At 70.6% G+C, this 16,483-nt stretch carries 11 protein-coding genes, 1 pseudogene and 1 riboswitch; of the genes and pseudogenes, 5 read left to right on the forward strand and 7 right to left on the reverse strand.

Features of this window, described 5'->3' with window-relative positions; all coding sequences use genetic code 11:
• Nucleotides 1-254: 254 nt before the first annotated feature.
• Nucleotides 255-407: riboswitch (cyclic di-AMP (ydaO/yuaA leader) on the forward strand.
• Nucleotides 408-411: 4 nt separating this feature from the next.
• Nucleotides 412-1,134: a transglycosylase SLT domain-containing protein gene (locus ACFV6E_RS29200; RefSeq protein ID WP_385160508.1), complete on the forward strand. Its 723-nt coding sequence runs from the start codon at nucleotides 412-414 to the stop codon at nucleotides 1,132-1,134.
• 22 nt (nucleotides 1,135-1,156) lie between these two features.
• On the opposite strand, the gene ACFV6E_RS29205 is transcribed toward ACFV6E_RS29200, so the two are convergent.
• The 3 genes from ACFV6E_RS29205 to ACFV6E_RS29215 all read right to left on the reverse strand — a co-directional run bounded on the left by ACFV6E_RS29205 (nucleotide 1,157) and on the right by ACFV6E_RS29215 (nucleotide 5,175).
• A complete protein-coding gene (locus ACFV6E_RS29205; protein WP_385160506.1) occupies nucleotides 1,157-1,984 on the reverse strand; it encodes an HAD family hydrolase in 828 nt (275 codons plus the stop codon).
• 608 nt (nucleotides 1,985-2,592) lie between these two features.
• Nucleotides 2,593-3,816, reverse strand: coding sequence for an FAD-dependent oxidoreductase (locus tag ACFV6E_RS29210; protein ID WP_385465639.1), 1,224 nt, complete (start codon nucleotides 3,814-3,816; stop codon nucleotides 2,593-2,595).
• Between the two features lie 102 nt (nucleotides 3,817-3,918).
• Nucleotides 3,919-5,175, reverse strand: a complete 1,257-nt coding sequence (locus tag ACFV6E_RS29215; protein ID WP_385465711.1) for an ATP-grasp domain-containing protein — start codon at nucleotides 5,173-5,175, stop codon at nucleotides 3,919-3,921.
• Between the two features lie 430 nt (nucleotides 5,176-5,605).
• Between ACFV6E_RS29215 and fahA the strand changes: the two genes are divergently transcribed.
• The 3 genes and pseudogenes from fahA (at nucleotide 5,606) to ACFV6E_RS29230 (ending at nucleotide 8,283) form a co-directional block, all read left to right on the forward strand.
• The gene (gene fahA, locus ACFV6E_RS29220) at nucleotides 5,606-6,877 is read left to right on the forward strand and encodes a fumarylacetoacetase (RefSeq protein WP_385465642.1); all 1,272 of its coding nucleotides are present in this window, start codon (nucleotides 5,606-5,608) and stop codon (nucleotides 6,875-6,877) included.
• A 234-nt stretch (nucleotides 6,878-7,111) separates the two neighbouring features.
• Nucleotides 7,112-7,890 (forward strand): annotated as a pseudogene (locus ACFV6E_RS29225) (GntR family transcriptional regulator).
• Nucleotides 7,891-7,950: 60 nt separating this feature from the next.
• A complete protein-coding gene (locus ACFV6E_RS29230) occupies nucleotides 7,951-8,283 on the forward strand; it encodes a HEAT repeat domain-containing protein (RefSeq protein WP_385465645.1) in 333 nt (110 codons plus the stop codon).
• Between the two features lie 64 nt (nucleotides 8,284-8,347).
• On the opposite strand, the gene recQ is transcribed toward ACFV6E_RS29230, so the two are convergent.
• Nucleotides 8,348-10,381, reverse strand: a complete 2,034-nt coding sequence (recQ, locus tag ACFV6E_RS29235) for a DNA helicase RecQ (RefSeq protein ID WP_385465714.1) — start codon at nucleotides 10,379-10,381, stop codon at nucleotides 8,348-8,350.
• A gap of 209 nt (nucleotides 10,382-10,590) precedes the next feature.
• On the opposite strand from recQ, the gene ACFV6E_RS29240 reads away from it, so the two are divergent.
• Nucleotides 10,591-11,205 (forward strand): Uma2 family endonuclease, encoded by a 615-nt coding sequence (locus ACFV6E_RS29240; protein WP_385465648.1) that lies wholly within the window; start codon nucleotides 10,591-10,593, stop codon nucleotides 11,203-11,205.
• A gap of 72 nt (nucleotides 11,206-11,277) precedes the next feature.
• On the opposite strand, the gene nuoN is transcribed toward ACFV6E_RS29240, so the two are convergent.
• Genes nuoN through nuoL form a run of 3 tightly spaced genes read right to left on the reverse strand, consistent with a single transcriptional unit; the run spans nucleotide 11,278 to nucleotide 16,474 of the window.
• Complete coding sequence (nuoN, locus tag ACFV6E_RS29245) at nucleotides 11,278-12,927, reverse strand: NADH-quinone oxidoreductase subunit NuoN (RefSeq protein WP_385465651.1); 1,650 nt, start codon at nucleotides 12,925-12,927, stop codon at nucleotides 11,278-11,280.
• A complete protein-coding gene (locus tag ACFV6E_RS29250) occupies nucleotides 12,924-14,495 on the reverse strand; it encodes an NADH-quinone oxidoreductase subunit M (protein ID WP_385465654.1) in 1,572 nt (523 codons plus the stop codon). The genes nuoN and ACFV6E_RS29250 overlap by 4 nt, the downstream gene beginning before the upstream one ends.
• A 5-nt stretch (nucleotides 14,496-14,500) precedes the next feature.
• Nucleotides 14,501-16,474, reverse strand: a complete 1,974-nt coding sequence (nuoL, locus tag ACFV6E_RS29255) for an NADH-quinone oxidoreductase subunit L (protein WP_385160492.1) — start codon at nucleotides 16,472-16,474, stop codon at nucleotides 14,501-14,503.
• Between the last annotated feature and the right edge of the window lie 9 nt (nucleotides 16,475-16,483).

A 16,483-nucleotide genomic window follows, 5' to 3' on the forward strand; every position in this document is an offset into this window, starting at 1 on the left:
TTGCGGCATTACTCACCCATCAACGCGTGAAATGAGTCACCCCGGGCAACGCGTCGCCCCCTAAACCCGTCCCCGCGTTCCCGCCTTTCACAAAAGGCAAGTTGAGCAAATCATTCCAGTCGAATAGGGCGAATCACCCCCTCCTTCGTCAAGGTCAAAAACCCCGAGAGGGGAGATCGGGTCTTGTTTCGGGCATGTGCAGTCGCATACGTTCTCGTCGATCCGAGCGGACCGCCGAATCCTGCCGCCGCCCGGAGACCCGACCACTCATCCACGGCAGGAGCGGGGGACCCAGGTAAGTCGCCGCCCCGGACATCCGGGACGGCTAGGGGTCAAGTCGCACGAATGCGGCCGGACATCTCCAGTCCGAACCCGACAGCTCACCTCGCAGGCGCCGGAGAGGAATGCGCCATGACCGCACGAGGCAAGCACCGCCGCACCAGACTCAACCTCCTGACCCGCGGGATCATCGCCGCCGGCACCGGCTCGGCCGCGATCGCACTCCCGATCGTGGGCGCGACGGGGGCCCAGGCCGCGGAGCCGGCGAAGACCACCACCCCGCAGGTCCAGCTCGTCACCTACAAGGTGGCGGAGGGCGACACCCTGTCCAAGATCGCCCGCGAGCACACCAGCGGCGGCTGGAAGGACCTGTACGAGGCCAACCGCGCGGTCATCGGCAGCAACCCGTCGGCGATCAAGCCGGGCCTGGAACTGACGGTGGGCACGAAGACCGTCAAGACGACCACGGAAGCCGCGACCAAGGCGACCACGGCCTCCACGACGACGACCACGACGGCCGGCGCCAAGACGTACACGGACAACCTGGACGGCTGGATCCGGGAAGCCCTGGACATCATGGCCCAGAAGGGCATCCCGGGCAGCTACGACGGCATCTACCGCAACATCATCCGCGAGTCGTCGGGCAACCCGCAGGCCATCAACAACTGGGACAGCAACGCCGTCGCCGGCACGCCGTCCAAGGGTCTGCTCCAGGTCATCGACCCCACCTTCAACGCGTACCACGTGGAAGGCACGGCGACGGACCCGTACGACCCGGTCGCGAACATCACGGCGGCCTGCAACTACGCCGCCGCCAAGTACGGCTCCATCGACAACGTCTTCGGCGCCTACTGACAGACCCCCCGGCGGGCGCGGCCTACTGCAACGGGTCGCGCCCGCCGGGGAACAACCGCTCCAGGACGACGGCGATGCCGTCCTCCTCGTTCGACAGGGTGATCTCGTCGGCGACGGCTCTGAGCTCGGGATGGGCATTGGCCATGGCGACGCCGTGGGCGGCCCAGTCGAACATCGGGATGTCGTTGGGCATGTCACCGAAGGCGATCGTGGCGGACGGCGACAGACCGAGGTGTCGGGCGGCCAGCGCGAGACCGGTCGCCTTGGTCACGCCACATGGCTGGAGTTCGACGGTGCCGGGCCCCGACATGGTGACGGTCGCCAGCGAACCCACCGTCATCCGGGCCACCGCGGCCAACTCGTCGTCGGACAGCGAGGGATGCCGCAGCAGCACCTTGCTGATCGGCTCGGCCCACAGATCGTCACGCCGCGGCACCCGCACCGCGGGCAGCGTCGGATGCGGCATCAGATAACCGGGCTCGATGAGCGTGAGCCCGTCCACACCGTCCTGGTCGACGGCCGCGAAGACCTGCCCGACCTCCGCCTCGATCTTGCCGAGCGCGGTCTCCGCAAGCTCCCGGTCCAGGGTCACCGACCACAGCAGACGGCGCGCGCCGGCGTCGTACAACTGCGCGCCCTGCCCGCACACCGCGAGCCCCTCGCAGCCGAGATCCTCGAGCAGCGGCCGCACCCTCGGCGCCGGACGGCCCGTCACCACCAGATGCCGGGCACCCGCCCCGGCCACTCTCGCCAACGCGGCCCGCGACCGATCGGAGAGCGTGTCGTCGCCGCGCAGCAGCGTCCCGTCCAGGTCGGTGGCGATGAGTGAATATGCAAGGGGAGCGGCCATGATCCGAAGAATACGGATCGAAGGACCTCAACGCCCCGGCGGGAACCGGACGACGTCCCGTATCCCGACAGCAACAGGAGACACATCCCGCAGCGGAAGCCGGTTGTGTCGTAAGTACCGCATCGGCAGCCGTACCCGGTACGTAGAACACAACCGGACGCACGCCCCCGGCCACCGAGCACCCGCGGTCGCGTACGCACGGGAGGGGCCGTGCCGGTACATCAAATGCCCGTCGATTGCGTGGTCGTACCGACAGGGCACCTTTCTCACGAGGCCGGGCGACCTCGCAAGCGACAGGCGGAAGCACCGGCACGGCAGCCCCGACCCGCAAGCGACAGGCGGAAGCACCGGCACAGCAGCCCCGACCCACAAGCGACAGACGGAAGCACCGGCACAGCAGCCCCGACCCACAAGCGACAGACGGAAGCACCGGCACAGCAGCCCCGACCCACAAGCGGCAGACGGAAGCACCGGCACAGCAGCCCCGACCCACAAGCGACAGGCGGAAGCACCGGCACAGCAGCCCCAACCCACAAGCGACAGACGGAAGCACCGGCACAGCAGCCCCGACCCACGTCATACGGGCACGCGCCCGTCAGACGCCCGGCTCAGCCGTGCACCCGCACCAGATGCCGCACCAGCCGCCGCGAGGCGAACTCGGTACCGCACACGAACCGCATCACAGGCCCGTAAGAAGCCGCCGCCGGCAACCCCGTGAAGTACAGCCCCGGCACGGAAGACCGGTACCCGGCACCGAGTTTGGGCGTCCCCCGGCTCACCGCGAGCCGCGTCCGCAACTCGTGCCCGAGGAAGTCCATCGCCGCGATGTCGACCCGGTAGCCGGTCGCCGCGATGACGTGATCGGCGGACAGCTCCTCCTCCCGGCCACCGTACGTACGGACGGCGAGCACCGGACGACCCCCCACGACCCCCGCCCCGGCGATCCGCTCGACCTCGCGCACCCCGACTCTCCCCTCGAACCGCTCCCGCAGCCACCACGCCCCGAGCGGCCCGAGAATCCGGCGCACCAGGAAGTGCCGGGTCTGCGGCGGCAGATACCGGTACGGGTGCGGGTAGTAACTGAGCGCGTACAGCGACCACGCACGCCCGAAGGGCGACTCGGGCCGCAGCCGCGACTGCTCCCAGGGCGGCGCGCCGAAGGCGACCGCACCCCGCCCCCGGGAAACGACCCGCACCCGCGCCCCGGCCTCCGCCGCGAGCACCGCGGTCTCCAGGGCGGACTGCCCCGCCCCAACGACGATGAGCTCCTGCCCGGCGAACCGGCGCAGATCATGATGCTGGGAGCTGTGCGAGACGGGCCCCGTCGGACTGGGCCCGTCGACCGCGGCGCCCCGCAGCTCCGCGGGCAGATGGTCGAGCCCGGACAACCCGGTCGCGACCACGACGGCCCGCGCGGTGAACAGCTCCCCGGAGTCCAGCTTCAACGCGAACCCTTGGCCCCCGCCTCCGCTGCCGTCCCCTCCCCCACGATCCACGGAGACGACCCGCACCCGCTCCACCCCGGGCACGAGCTCCTGCTGGAACCACTCCCCGTACCCGATGAACGTCTCCACCGGAATGATGTCCTCGTCGGCGACGAGCCGGGGTAACCCCGCCGCGTCGCAGTAGTCGACGAGGGTGTGCCCCGGCTGCGGCGCGTCGATGCTGGACGCGGCGGGCGTCGACTTGAGCAGCATCCCCTCGGGCATGTGCTCGCGCCAGCTCACCATGGTCTCGCCGAAGACGCGCACCGGAATGCCGCGCGCCCGCAGATGCGCTGCGGTGGACAGGCCGAACGGCCCGGCACCGATGACTGCTACGGGTCCTTTCACGAAGCCCCCTCCTCAGGACGCCCTCCCCAGGACGTCACTTCCGGACGCCCCTTCCCCGGACGTCACTTACGAGCCGTTGCCCCCGTGTCCTCACCCGTGCCCTCACCCCGTGGACCGGTCCGCCCGTCGACCGATCCGCCACATCCGCCACAGCTGAAAGAGATGCCTGACCCCCGGCCGCACAAGCCGCACGAGCATCGTGAAGAACGGCCGCAGATCGTCACGCGCGAACCAGGCCAGCTCCGTACCACTGGCGCGGGCCGGAGCGTGCGGGGTCGTGTAACCACTGCGCCGGTAGGCGAGCAGGGCGGGCAGGTCGATGTTCTCCACGACGTAACGGCGACCGACGCGCTGTTCCCCCTCCGGAACGGCGCGCCCGGTCAGGTCCAGATGCATCGCACGGACGACATCGACCCCCGACTCACTCTCGAAGAGCCGGAACTGCGCCCCCATGCGCGGATTGAAGTCGAGCAGCTTGTACTGCCCGTCGCGCCGGTCGAACCGCAGATCGAGATCGACGACACCACTGAACCCGATCTGCTTGACGAAACGCACGGCAAGGTCCGCGAGTTCCGGATTGTCCACGACGTACGCGTTCGCCGTCATGCCCGCGTGCGGAGGCCAGGACCGCATTTTGACGCCCGTGAACATGGCGAGCGGTGCCGACTCGGCGTCGAAGTACGCGTGCACGATCCAGTCTTCCGCCTCCTCTCTCGGCAGGTACTCCTGGAGGATCACCCCGGGCCGCTCCCCCCAGCCACGGGCGAGCCGCAGCAGCCCCTCCCGCGTCGCGACGCGCGTCGTCCCGTGCACCGCCGGCCGGCTGCGGCGGAGGAACGCCTCACGGTTCTTGGCCACCAGCGGGAAACGGGCCGTCTCCGCGAAGGCCGCGATGTCGTCGTAGGAGCGCGGAAAGACCGTCGCCGGGCTGGGGATGCCGTGTTCCGAACACAGTTCGTGCAACCCCTGCTTACTGGCCAGACAACGCGGCAACCCGGCCGCGACGCGCGGAAACAGAAACCGGCCGTCCGCGCCGAGCACCCCCTGATGCTCGGCGATCAGCACGGCGGCCTCCTCATCCGTCGGTACGAGCACGGTGGGGCACCCGATGCGCCGGCCGATCCGCAGCAGCCCTTCGACGAGCCGCTCGGGCGCCTCCGTACCGGTGGTCGGCCAGACGAAGGCGCGGCGAAGGTAGCGCGAGACGGCGGCGGGTGTGTACCGGTCCTCGGTGATGGCGTACATCGGCACGCCCAGCCGGCCCAGACTGCGAATGGCACCGACCCCACCGTGGTGCAGGGGATAGTCACCGAACTTGACGATGAGCCCCGGCACATCGCGCGCCACACGGCGCGCCACGCAGTGCGCGCCGTCACGGGCGACGTCACGGGCAACGTCACGAGCGACGTCACCAGCAACGTCACGAACACCATCGCGGACGACGTCACGAACGCCATCGCAAGCGCCATCGCGGGCGCCATCGCGTCTCGCGTCGCGCGCCACTCCGAACGGCACGCCGAACGGAACGCTGCCGCCACTCCTGGCCACGGGTCCCCCCACGAGTCCCCCTTGAGTCCCCCCTACAGACCGGACCCACCCCGTCCGTGTCCCCCAAAGGACGCTAAGCCCGGAACTACCCCCTCCGACAACCCCTTTCCGGACATTAAGAACCCTTTAGACACTGCCGTACGAGCCGGACTCCGACGTAACGTGTCCCAGGACAGGCGCCGCACCCAAGCCACATGCTGCCCCCACCACTTGGCGCACACGAAAGCGAGGCACACACCCCATGCCCCCCTTCGACGTCCCCGAGGGCGACCCCTTCGGCCCGCACAACCTCCCGTACGGCGTCTTCTCCCGCCCGGCGGCAGGCACCGACCGCTCGATCGGCGTCCGCCTGGGCGACCACGTACTCGACGCGGGCGCGGCAGCCCGCACCCTCGGCTCCCCCTACGAGACGCTCCTCGCCCGGCCGACCCTGAACCCCCTGCTCGCGGCCGGCCGCACCGCCTGGTCCGACGTGCGCCGCGCGCTCACCGCCTGGGTGACGGTCCCCGCGCACCGGGAAACAGTGAAGCCGCTGCTCTACCCCCTCTCCGAGGTCACCCTGCACCTGCCCTTCGAGGTCGCGGACTACGTCGACTTCTACGCGTCCGAGAACCACGCCCGTAACGTCGGCCAGATCTTCCGCCCCGACGCGGCGGACTCACTCACCCCCAACTGGAAGCACCTGCCCATCGGTTACCACGGCCGGTCCGGCACGGTCGTGGTGTCGGGCACGGAGGTGATCCGCCCGTCGGGCCAGCGCAGGACGCCCGGCGACGAGACCCCGGTCTTCGGCCCGTCGGTGCGTCTGGACATCGAGGCGGAGGTCGGCTTCGTGGTCGGCACCCCCTCGCCCATGGGCACCCCCGTCCCGCTGTCCGGCTTCCGCGACCACGTCTTCGGCCTCTGCCTCCTCAACGACTGGTCCGCCCGCGACATCCAGGCATGGGAGTACGTGCCCCTCGGCCCCTTCCTCGGCAAGTCCTTCGCCACCTCGGTGTCGGCGTGGATCACCCCGCTCGACGCACTGGAGGACGCACGCGTGGCACCCCCTGAGCGCACGCACCCTCTGCTGCCGTACCTGGACGACTCCGCCGCGCCTTCCCCCTCCGCCTCTGACTCCGCCCCCGCCTCCCCGGAGGAGCCCGGCGGATACGACCTCCGCATCTCGATCGCGATCAACGGCCAGGTGGTCTCCGAACCACCCTTCTCGACCATGTACTGGACGGCCGCCCAGCAACTCGCGCACCTGACGGTCAACGGCGCCTCCCTGCGGACCGGCGACCTCTTCGCCTCGGGCACCGTGAGCGGCCCGGCACGGCACGAGCGCGGCTCGCTGCTGGAGCTCACCTGGAACGGCCGCGACGCCCTCGAACTCCCCGACGGCAAGCGGACCTTCCTGGAGGACGGCGACGAGGTGACCCTCGCGGCGTGGGCACCGGGCCCGGACGGCACCCGGGTGGGCCTCGGCGAGGTGACCGGCAGGATCACCCCGAGCACCGTGCCGGGCCCCTGAGTCTCTTCCGGGGCCGGGGCTCCGACTCGCAGCGCACGCCCCGGCCCGCGAGCCCGCGCCCCACCCCCACTCCGCACCGGCACCGGCACTCGCACCCGCGCCTCGCCCCCGCAGTGGCAGATCTTCCCGCCCCCTCTCCCAAAACCCCAGGTCAACGCCACGCCAGCGGCCACCCCAAGTGGCGCAACACTGCCGCAACACCACAACCCGCACCCCGTCGGCAGGGTCCGTCGCATGCCTGCCGAACGCATCCGAGAGCACGCCGGTCCGGGCGCGACCACCGTCGCCGCCCACCGGCGCCGGCTGCGTGCGGACCGGGCTCGGCAGCTCGCCGATCTGCTCCGCCACCAGGTGCTGACCGGCGGCTTCCCCGACGGCACCCTGCCCCACGAGGCGGCCATCGGCGCCGACTACCGCGCCTTACGCAACACCGTCCGCCAGGCCCTCGACCTGCTGCGTGCCGAGGACCTGGTGGCCCGCGTGCCCGGCGTCGGCACGGTCGTCGTCGCCCAGAAGTACCCGCACGGTCCCGACCGGCTGATGGGACTCGCGGAGACCCTTCGCGAACACGGCCAGGTCAGCAACGAGGTACGGACCGTCGGCCCGGTGGCCGCCCCCGCCCCGGTCGCCGAGCGCCTGCGCGTACCGCCCGGCGCCGACGTCCTCTACATCGAACGCCTGCGCCGCCTCGACGGCCTCCCCTCTCCCTCGACCTCACCTACATCCCGCTCGACGTCGGCACCGCCCTGCTCGGCGCCGACCTGGAGAACACGGACGTCTTCCGCCTGCTGGAGACGGCCACCGGCCGGCCGCTCGGGCACGCCGAGATCACCCTGGAGGCCGTGAACGCGGACGCGCACTCCGCGGCCGTGCTCCAGGCACCGCGCGGCTCGGCCGTGCTGATGCTGGAACGGCTCACCCACCTCGCGGACGGCCGCCCCGTGGACCTGGAGTTCATCCGCTTCCGCGGCGACCGCATCACCATGAGCGGCCGACTGCGCCGCGCCCTCTAGCCGCGCCTCGCACGACGCGCGCGCTTTCGAACACCGGCTGCCCGGACCATCTCGCCGCCCGTGCCGTCGCCGCGCAGGCCGGCCGGGCCTGGCAGCCGGGCCGGCGCCGCCACCGCCTGGCAGGTCCGGGCCGGCGGCGCCACCGCCCTGTCCGGCGCGGACGCCGGGACCGCGGTACCCGCGCTGGCCAAGGCCCTCGCCGACCCGGACGGCGACGTCCGCAAGGCCGCCGTCCTGTCACTCGTACGCCACGCCGGGACCGGCGAGGACGCACGCGCGGGCACCGGCGAGGATCTGCGCGCGGGAGCCCGTGAGGACGCCCTCGCGGCCCTCGCCACGGCGACGTCGGACAGTGACGCGGACGTCAGGGCTTACGCCGCACGCGCACTGTGACCCCTGCCGGACCGGCCGCCCGCCCAGCTCGGCGGGGCGGCCCTCCGGCTCGACCGGGCGTCCCCTATATCCAGTCCTCCGGCTCCGGCTCGGCGTCCAGCTCCGGCCAGTCCGGGTCCGGTGCCGCACCGGACCCGCCGGACCCGGCACCGGGTGCTCTGTCGGCCGCCGCACCGGAGGCCCCGTTCAGCGAGGCGAGCACCGCGAGTACTCCCTCCCCGTACGTCGTCAGCTTCTTCTCGCCCACTCCGCTGATGGTGCCCAGCTCGGCCACCGAGGCCGGCGCGAGCGTGGCGATCTCCCGGAGCGTGGCGTCGTGGAAGATCACGTATGCCGGGACGCCCTGTTCCCTGGCCTGTTCCGCGCGCCAGGAACGCAGCGCCTCGAAGACGGGCACCAGCTCCGCGGGCAGCTCGGCCGCCGCGGCCTTCGCCTTGCGCTCGCCCCGGCCCGAACCGGACCCCGACCGCGACGACACCGGCTTGGGCGGCTCCTTGCGCAGCGGCACCTGAAGGTCGCCGCGCAGCACCGACCCGCTGGCCTCGGTCAGCACCAGCGTCCCGTACTCCCCCTCGACCGCTAGGAGGCCCTGGGCCAGCAGCTGCCGTGCCACGCCCCGCCACTCGGACTCGGGCAGATCCTCGCCGATGCCGAACACGGAGAGCTGGTCGTGGTCGAACTGGATCACCTTGGCCGTGCGCCGGCCGAGCAGGATGTCGACGATCTGCCCCGCTCCGAACTTCTGCCCCCGCTCCCGCTTCAGCCGGACGATCGTGGAGAGCAGCTTCTGCGCGGCGACCGTGCCGTCCCAGGTCTCGGGCGGGGTCAGACAGGTGTCACAGTTGCCGCAGCCGCTCTGCTGCGGGTCCTGGCCGAAGTAGACCAGGAGCTGGGAGCGCCGGCACCGGGCCGTCTCGCACAGCGCGAGCATCGAGTCCAGGTGCGCGGCCGCCCGGCGGCGGAACGCCTCGTCGCCCTCACCGCCCTGGATGAGCTTGCGCTGCTGGACGACGTCCTGCAGCCCGTACGCCATCCACGCCGTCGAGGGCATTCCGTCGCGGCCCGCACGGCCCGTCTCCTGGTAGTACCCCTCGACCGACTTGGGCAGGTCGAGGTGGGCGACGAACCGGACGTCCGGCTTGTCGATGCCCATCCCGAAGGCGATCGTCGCCACCACGACGAGGCCCTCCTCGCGGAGGAACCGCGACTGGTGCGCCGCGCGGGTGCCCGCGTCGAGACCCGCGTGGTACGGCACCGCCTCGACGCCGTTGCGCGAGAGGAACTCGGCGGTCTTCTCGACCGAGTTGCGCGAGAGGCAGTAGACGATGCCCGCGTCGCCCGCGTGCTCCTCGCGCAGGAAGGACAGCAGCTGCTTCTTGGGGTCGGCCTTGGGGACGATGCGGTACTGGATGTTGGGCCGGTCGAAGCTGGCCACGAAGTGGCGGGCGTCCGGCATGTGCAGACGCCGGGTGATCTCCTCGTGCGTGGCGTGCGTGGCGGTCGCCGTCAGCGCGAGGCGCGGGACGTCGGGCCAGTGCTCGCCCAGCAGGGAGAGGGCCAGGTAGTCGGGGCGGAAGTCGTGGCCCCACTGGGAGACACAGTGCGCCTCGTCGATCGCGAAGACCGAGATCTTCCCGCGCGACAGCAGATCGAGCGTGCCCTGAAGACGCAGCCGCTCCGGCGCCAGATAGAGCAGGTCCAGCTCACCGGCGAGGAACTCCGCCTCCACCACGCGGCGCTCGTCGAAGTCCTGCGTGGAGTTCATGAACCCGGCGCGGACGCCGAGTGCCCGCAGGGCGTCGACCTGGTCCTGCATCAGCGCGATCAGCGGGGAGATCACCACACCCGTACCGGGTCTGACCAGGGCCGGGATCTGGTAGCAGAGCGACTTGCCGCCGCCGGTCGGCATGAGGACCACGGCGTCGCCGCCGGTCACCACATGCTCGATGATCTCTTCCTGCTGCCCGCGGAACGCCTCGTACCCGAAGATCCGGTGCAGCGTGGCGCGCGCCTCGCTGTCACCGCCGTCCGGCGTCCCGCCCGCTCCGGCCGGTCCCGCCGGCGCCTCCATGTCGGTCATCACACCCGTCCCGCTCATCGTCCCGTCCCCCGTACGTCCGGCCTCCTCGACCACTGCGTCCACGATAGGGGCCCGCACCGACACCCACGGACTTATCCACAGGCCGCCCACTTCGGAACGGCACGGGACCGCGGCACCGCGTCAAGACACGGCACTCGTTCACACGTACGCGGGAGATCCCTGACCTCGCGCCCCGCCATCCGAAACGCCCGGCGAAACTCCGTTCCATGGACACACCCGTGAGCAGCCGGCCCGAGACGTCCGCGCCCGCCTGGCCCAGACCGCCCGAGGGCGGCTGGACCGCCGACGACCTCGACCGGCTTCCGGATCTGCCGCCGCACACGGAGCTGATCGACGGAAGTCTGGTCTTCGCGTGCCCGCAGAGCCATTTCCACTCACGTGCGGTCTGTGTCTTCAGGCGGGGGCTCGAAGTGTCGGCTCCCGGAGATCTCGAGGTGCTCTGCCGGTTCACCATCGACATCGACCGCCAGAACCGTCCCGAGCCGGACGGGATCGTCGTCCGCGGCGATGTGATCGAAAGCTGGGACCAGACCCGTCTCCCCGCCGAAGCCGTCCTCCTCGCCGTCGAGGTCGTCTCCGCCGACTCCGTCTCCCGCGACCGCCAGACCAAGCCGCTCAAGTACGCCCGCGCGGGCATCCCTCACTACTGGCGCGTCGAGAACGAGAAGGGCCTCGCCGTGGTGCACGCCTTCGAGCTGGAGCCGACCACCGGCGCCTACACCAGCGTCGGGATCTTCCGGGAGCGCATGAAGGTGGCCGCCCCGTTCCCCGTCGATCTCGACCTCACCGCCATCAGGGCACGCCGCGAGCGCACTCAGTAGCCCGAACACCCGACGGCCCGGCCCCCCTCCCAAGGGGCCGGGCCGTCCTTACGCAGGCGGGCGCGCGTGGCGTCAGCGCACGAAGACCCCCGCCTGGCTCGCCAGGTCCAGGAAGTACTGCGGGGCCACGCCGAGGACCAGCGTGACCGCCACTCCGAACGCGATCGCCGTCATGGTCAGCGGGGACGGCACGGCGACCGTCGGGCCTTCGGGCCGGGGCTCGCTGAAGAACATGAGCACGATCACACGGATGTAGAAGAAGGCGGCGATCGCCGACGAGATCACACCGATCACGACGAGCGTGCCCGCGCCGCCCTCCGCCGCCGCCTTGAACACGGCGAACTTGCCCGCGAACCCGGAGGTCAGCGGGATGCCCGCGAAGGCGAGCAGGAAGACCGCGAAGACCGCCGCGACCAGCGGGGACCTGCGGCCGAGCCCGGCCCACTTGGACAGATGGGTGGCCTCGCCGCCCGCGTCCCTGACCAGGGTGACGACCGCGAAGGCGCCGATCGTCACGAACGAATACGCGCCCAGGTAGAACAGGACGGAGGAGACACCGTCCGGTGTCGTCGCGATGACGCCCGCGAGGATGAAGCCCGCGTGCGCGATGGACGAGTACGCGAGCAGCCGCTTGATGTCGGTCTGGGTGATCGCGACGATCGCGCCGCCCAGCATGGTGACGATCGCCACGGCCCACATGACCGGCCGCCAGTCCCAGCGCAGACCGGGCAGGACGACGTACAGCAGACGCAGCAGCGCGCCGAACGCGGCCACCTTCGTCGCCGCCGCCATGAAACCGGTCACCGGGGTCGGCGCGCCCTGGTACACGTCCGGGGTCCACATGTGGAACGGCACCGCGCCGACCTTGAACAGCAGCCCCATGACGACCATGGCGGCGCCGATCAGCAGCAGCGCGTCGTTCCCCATCGTGCCCGCGAGTGCCGGGTCGACGCTCTGCACCGTGCCGTCGACGACCTGCGCGACCGTGGCGTACGACACCGAGCCCGCGTAGCCGTACAGCAGGGCGATGCCGAAGAGGGTGAACGCGGAGGCGAAGGCGCCGAGGAGGAAGTACTTGACCGCGGCCTCCTGCGACATGAGCCGCTTGCGGCGGGCCACGGCGCACAGCAGGTACAGCGGGAGCGAGAACACCTCGAGGGCGACGAACAGCGTCAGCAGGTCGTTGGCCGAGGGGAAGACCAGCATGCCGGCGACCGCGAAGAGCAGCAGCGGGAACGCCTCGGTGGTGGTGAACCCGGCCTTGACGGCGGCCTTCTCGCTGTCGCTGCCGGGCACGGACGCGGCCTGTGCGGCGAAGGAGTCGACCCGGTTGCCGTGCGCCTCGGGGTCGAGCCGCCGTTCGGCGAAGGTGAAGACGCCGAGCAGGCCGGCCAGCAGGATGGTGCCCTGGAGGAACAGGGCCGGTCCGTCGACGGCGATGGCGCCCATGGCCGCGATGTGCGCCTTGGTCGTGCCGTACCCGCCGGCCGCGAGCGCGACGACCGCGGCGAAGGCGGCGGCGAGTGCGACGGCGGAGACGAACACCTGGGCGTAGTACCGGGACTTGCGAGGCACGAACGCCTCGATCAGCACCCCGACGACCGCCGCTCCCACGACGATCAGCGTGGGCGACAACTGCCCGTATTCGATCTTCGGCGCGTCGATCTTGGAGATCGGGTCGGCCGCGGTTGTCCACAGGCTGTGGACGGCGCTCGCGCTCACTTGGCGGCCTCCACCTCGGGCTTGGGGTCCTTCTTGTGTACGTCGGACATGGTCTGCTGCACCGCCGGGTTGACGATGTCGGTGACCGGCTTCGGATAGACGCCCAGGAAGATCAGCAACGCGATCAGCGGCGCGACGACCAGCAGCTCACGCACTCTGAGGTCGGGCATCTCCGCGACCTCGGCCTTCACCGGGCCCGTCATCGTCCGCTGGTAGAGGACGAGGGTGTAGAGCGCGGCGAGGACGATGCCGACGGTGGCGATGATGCCGACGGCCGGATAGCGCGAGAACGTGCCGACCAGCACCAGGAACTCGCTCACGAAGGGCGCGAGTCCGGGGAGCGACAGGGTCGCCAGGCCGCCGATCAGGAAGGTCCCGGCGAGCACCGGGGCGACCTTCTGCACCCCTCCGTAGTCGGCGATCAGACGCGAACCGCGCCGCGAGATCAGGAAGCCCGCCACCAGCATCAGGGCGGCCGTCGAGATCCCGTGGTTGATCATGTAGAGCGTCGCGCCCGACTGGCCCTGGCTGGTCATCGCGAAGATGCCCAGGATGATGAAGCCGAAGTGCGAGATCGACGCGTACGCGACCAGGCGTTTGATGTCGCGCTGCCCGACCGCGAGCAGCGCCCCGTAGATGATGCTGATCAGCGCCAGTACGAGGATGACGGGCGTCGCCCACTTCGACGCCTCCGGGAAGAGCTGGAGGCAGAAGCGGAGCATCGCGAAGGTGCCGACCTTGTCGACCACGGCCGTGATCAGTACGGCGACCGGTGCGGTGGCCTCGCCCATGGCGTTGGGCAGCCAGGTGTGCAGCGGCCACAGCGGCGCCTTCACCGCGAAGGCGAAGAAGAAGCCCAGGAACAGCCAGCGCTCCGTGTTCGTCGCCATGTCCAGCGAGCCGCCCGCGCGGGCCTCGGCGATCTCCTGGAGCGAGAAGTTCCCCGCGACCACGTAGAGGCCGATCACCGCGGCCAGCATGATCAGACCGCCGACCAGGTTGTAGAGGAGGAACTTCACCGCGGCGTACGAGCGCTGCGTCGACGCCGTCTCCTCCCCGTGCTCGTGGGCACGGTCCCCGAAGCCGCCGATGAGGAAGTACATCGGGATGAGCATGGCTTCGAAGAAGATGTAGAAGAGGAAGACGTCGGTGGCCTCGAAGGAGAGGATCACCATCGCCTCGACGGCCAGGATCAGGGCGAAGAAGCCCTGGGTCGGCCGCCAGCGCCTGCTGCCGGTCTCCTGGGGGTCGGCGTCGTGCCAGCCGGCGAGGATCACGAACGGGATCAGCAGCGCGGTCAGCGCGACGAGCGCCACCCCGATGCCGTCCACGCCCAGCTCGTACCGCACCCCGAAGTCCTTGATCCAGGAGTGGGATTCGGTGAGCTGGTACCGGTCGCCGCCCGGTTCGAAGCGGACCAGGACGATCGCGGCCAGGACGAGGGTCGCCAGCGAGACGAGCAGCGCCAGCCATTTGGCGGCGACGCGCTGCGCGGCCGGCACGGCGGCCGTGGCGACCGCACCGAGGGCCGGGAGCGCCGCAGTCGCTGTCAGCAGAGGAAAGGACATCGGTATCAGACCGCCCTCATCAGCAGGGTCACGGCGATGAGGACCGCCGCACCGCCGAACATCGAGACCGCGTACGAGCGCGCGTAGCCGTTCTGGAGTCTGCGCAGCCGCCCGGAGAGCCCGCCGACCGAGGCCGCCGTGCCGTTGACGACTCCGTCGACCAGGGTGTGGTCGACGTACACCAGCGAGCGCGTGAGGTGTTCGCCGCCGCGCACCAGGACCACGTGGTTGAAGTCGTCCTGGAGCAGGTCGCGGCGGGCCGCCCGGGTGAGCAGCGAGCCGCGCGGGGCGACGACCGGGACCGGCCGGCGCCCGTACTGGACGTACGCCACGGCGACGCCGATGACGAGGACGACCATGGTGGCCAGCGTGACCGTGAGGGCGCTGACCGGGGAGTCGCCGTGCGAGTGCCCGGTGACGGGCTCCAGCCAGTGCAGGAAGCGGTCGCCGATGCTGAACAGGCCACCGGCGAAGACCGATCCGAAGGCCAGCACGATCATCGGGATCGTCATGGATTTGGGCGACTCGTGCGGGTGCGGCTCGCCCGTCGCGGCAGCGACATGATCAGACGCAGTCTCGCCGCGGTGCTCGGCGGCGGGCTCCACGTCCGGCTCCGCCGGGGACGCGGTCGCCGCCTTGCGCCAGCGCTCCTCGCCGAAGAACGTCATCAGCATCACGCGCGTCATGTAGTACGCGGTGATGGCCGCGCCGAGCAGGGCCGCGCCGCCGAGGATCCAGCCCTCGGTGCCGCCCTTGGCGAACGCCGCCTCGATGATCTTGTCCTTGGAGAAGAAGCCGGACAGTCCCGGGAAGCCGATGATGGCGAGGTAGCCGAGGCCGAACGTCACGAAGGTGACCGGCATGTACTTCCTGAGGCCGCCGTACCTGCGCATGTCGACCTCGTCGTTCATGCCGTGCATCACGGAACCGGCGCCGAGGAACAGCCCGGCCTTGAAGAAGCCGTGCGTCACCAGGTGCATGATCGCGAAGACGTAGCCGATGGGGCCGAGGCCCGCGGCGAGCACCATGTAGCCGATCTGCGACATGGTCGAGCCGGCCAGCGCCTTCTTGATGTCGTCCTTCGCGCAACCGACGATCGCACCGAACAGGAGTGTGACGGCTCCGACCACGGTGACGACCAGTTGCGCGTCGGGCGCGTTGTTGAAGATCTCGCCGGAGCGGACGATCAGGTACACACCCGCGGTCACCATGGTCGCGGCGTGGATGAGGGCCGAGACCGGGGTCGGACCCTCCATCGCGTCCCCGAGCCAGGACTGGAGCGGCACCTGGGCGGACTTGCCGCAGGCGGCGAGCAGCAGCATCAGGCCGATGGCCGTCAGCTTGCCCTCACCGGTCTGGCTCACGCTGTCGAGGACCGGCCCGAAGGCGAAGGTCCCGAAGGTCGTGAACATCAGCATGATGGCGATCGACAGGCCGATGTCACCGACGCGGTTGACCAGGAAGGCCTTCTTCGCGGCGGTCGCGGCGCTCGGCTTGTGCTGCCAGAAGCCGATCAGCAGGTATGAGGCGAGACCGACGCCCTCCCAGCCGACGTACAGCAGGAGGTAGTTGTCGGCGAGGACGAGCAGCAGCATCGCCGCGAGGAACAGGTTCAGATAGCCGAAGAAGCGGCGGCGGCGCTCGTCGTGCTCCATGTACCCGATCGAGTACACGTGGATGAGCGAGCCGACGCCGGTGATCAGCAGCACGAACGTCATCGAGAGCTGGTCGAGCTGGAAGGAGACGTCGGCCTGGAAACCCCCGACCGGGATCCAGCTGAACAGGTGCTGGCCGATCTCGCGGTGTTCGGCGTCCTTGCCCAGCATGTCGGCGAAGAGGACCGCGCCGATCACGAAGGAGGCGGCCGCGAGGACCGTGCCGATCCAGTGCCCGACGGCATCGAGCCGCCGGCCGCCGCACAGCAGTACGGCCGCTCCCAGCAGAGGCGCCGCTACCAGCAGCGCAATCAAGTTCTCCACGATTCAGCG

This window comes from Streptomyces sp. NPDC059785 (genome assembly GCF_042732375.1).
Classification (GTDB): domain Bacteria; phylum Actinomycetota; class Actinomycetes; order Streptomycetales; family Streptomycetaceae; genus Streptomyces.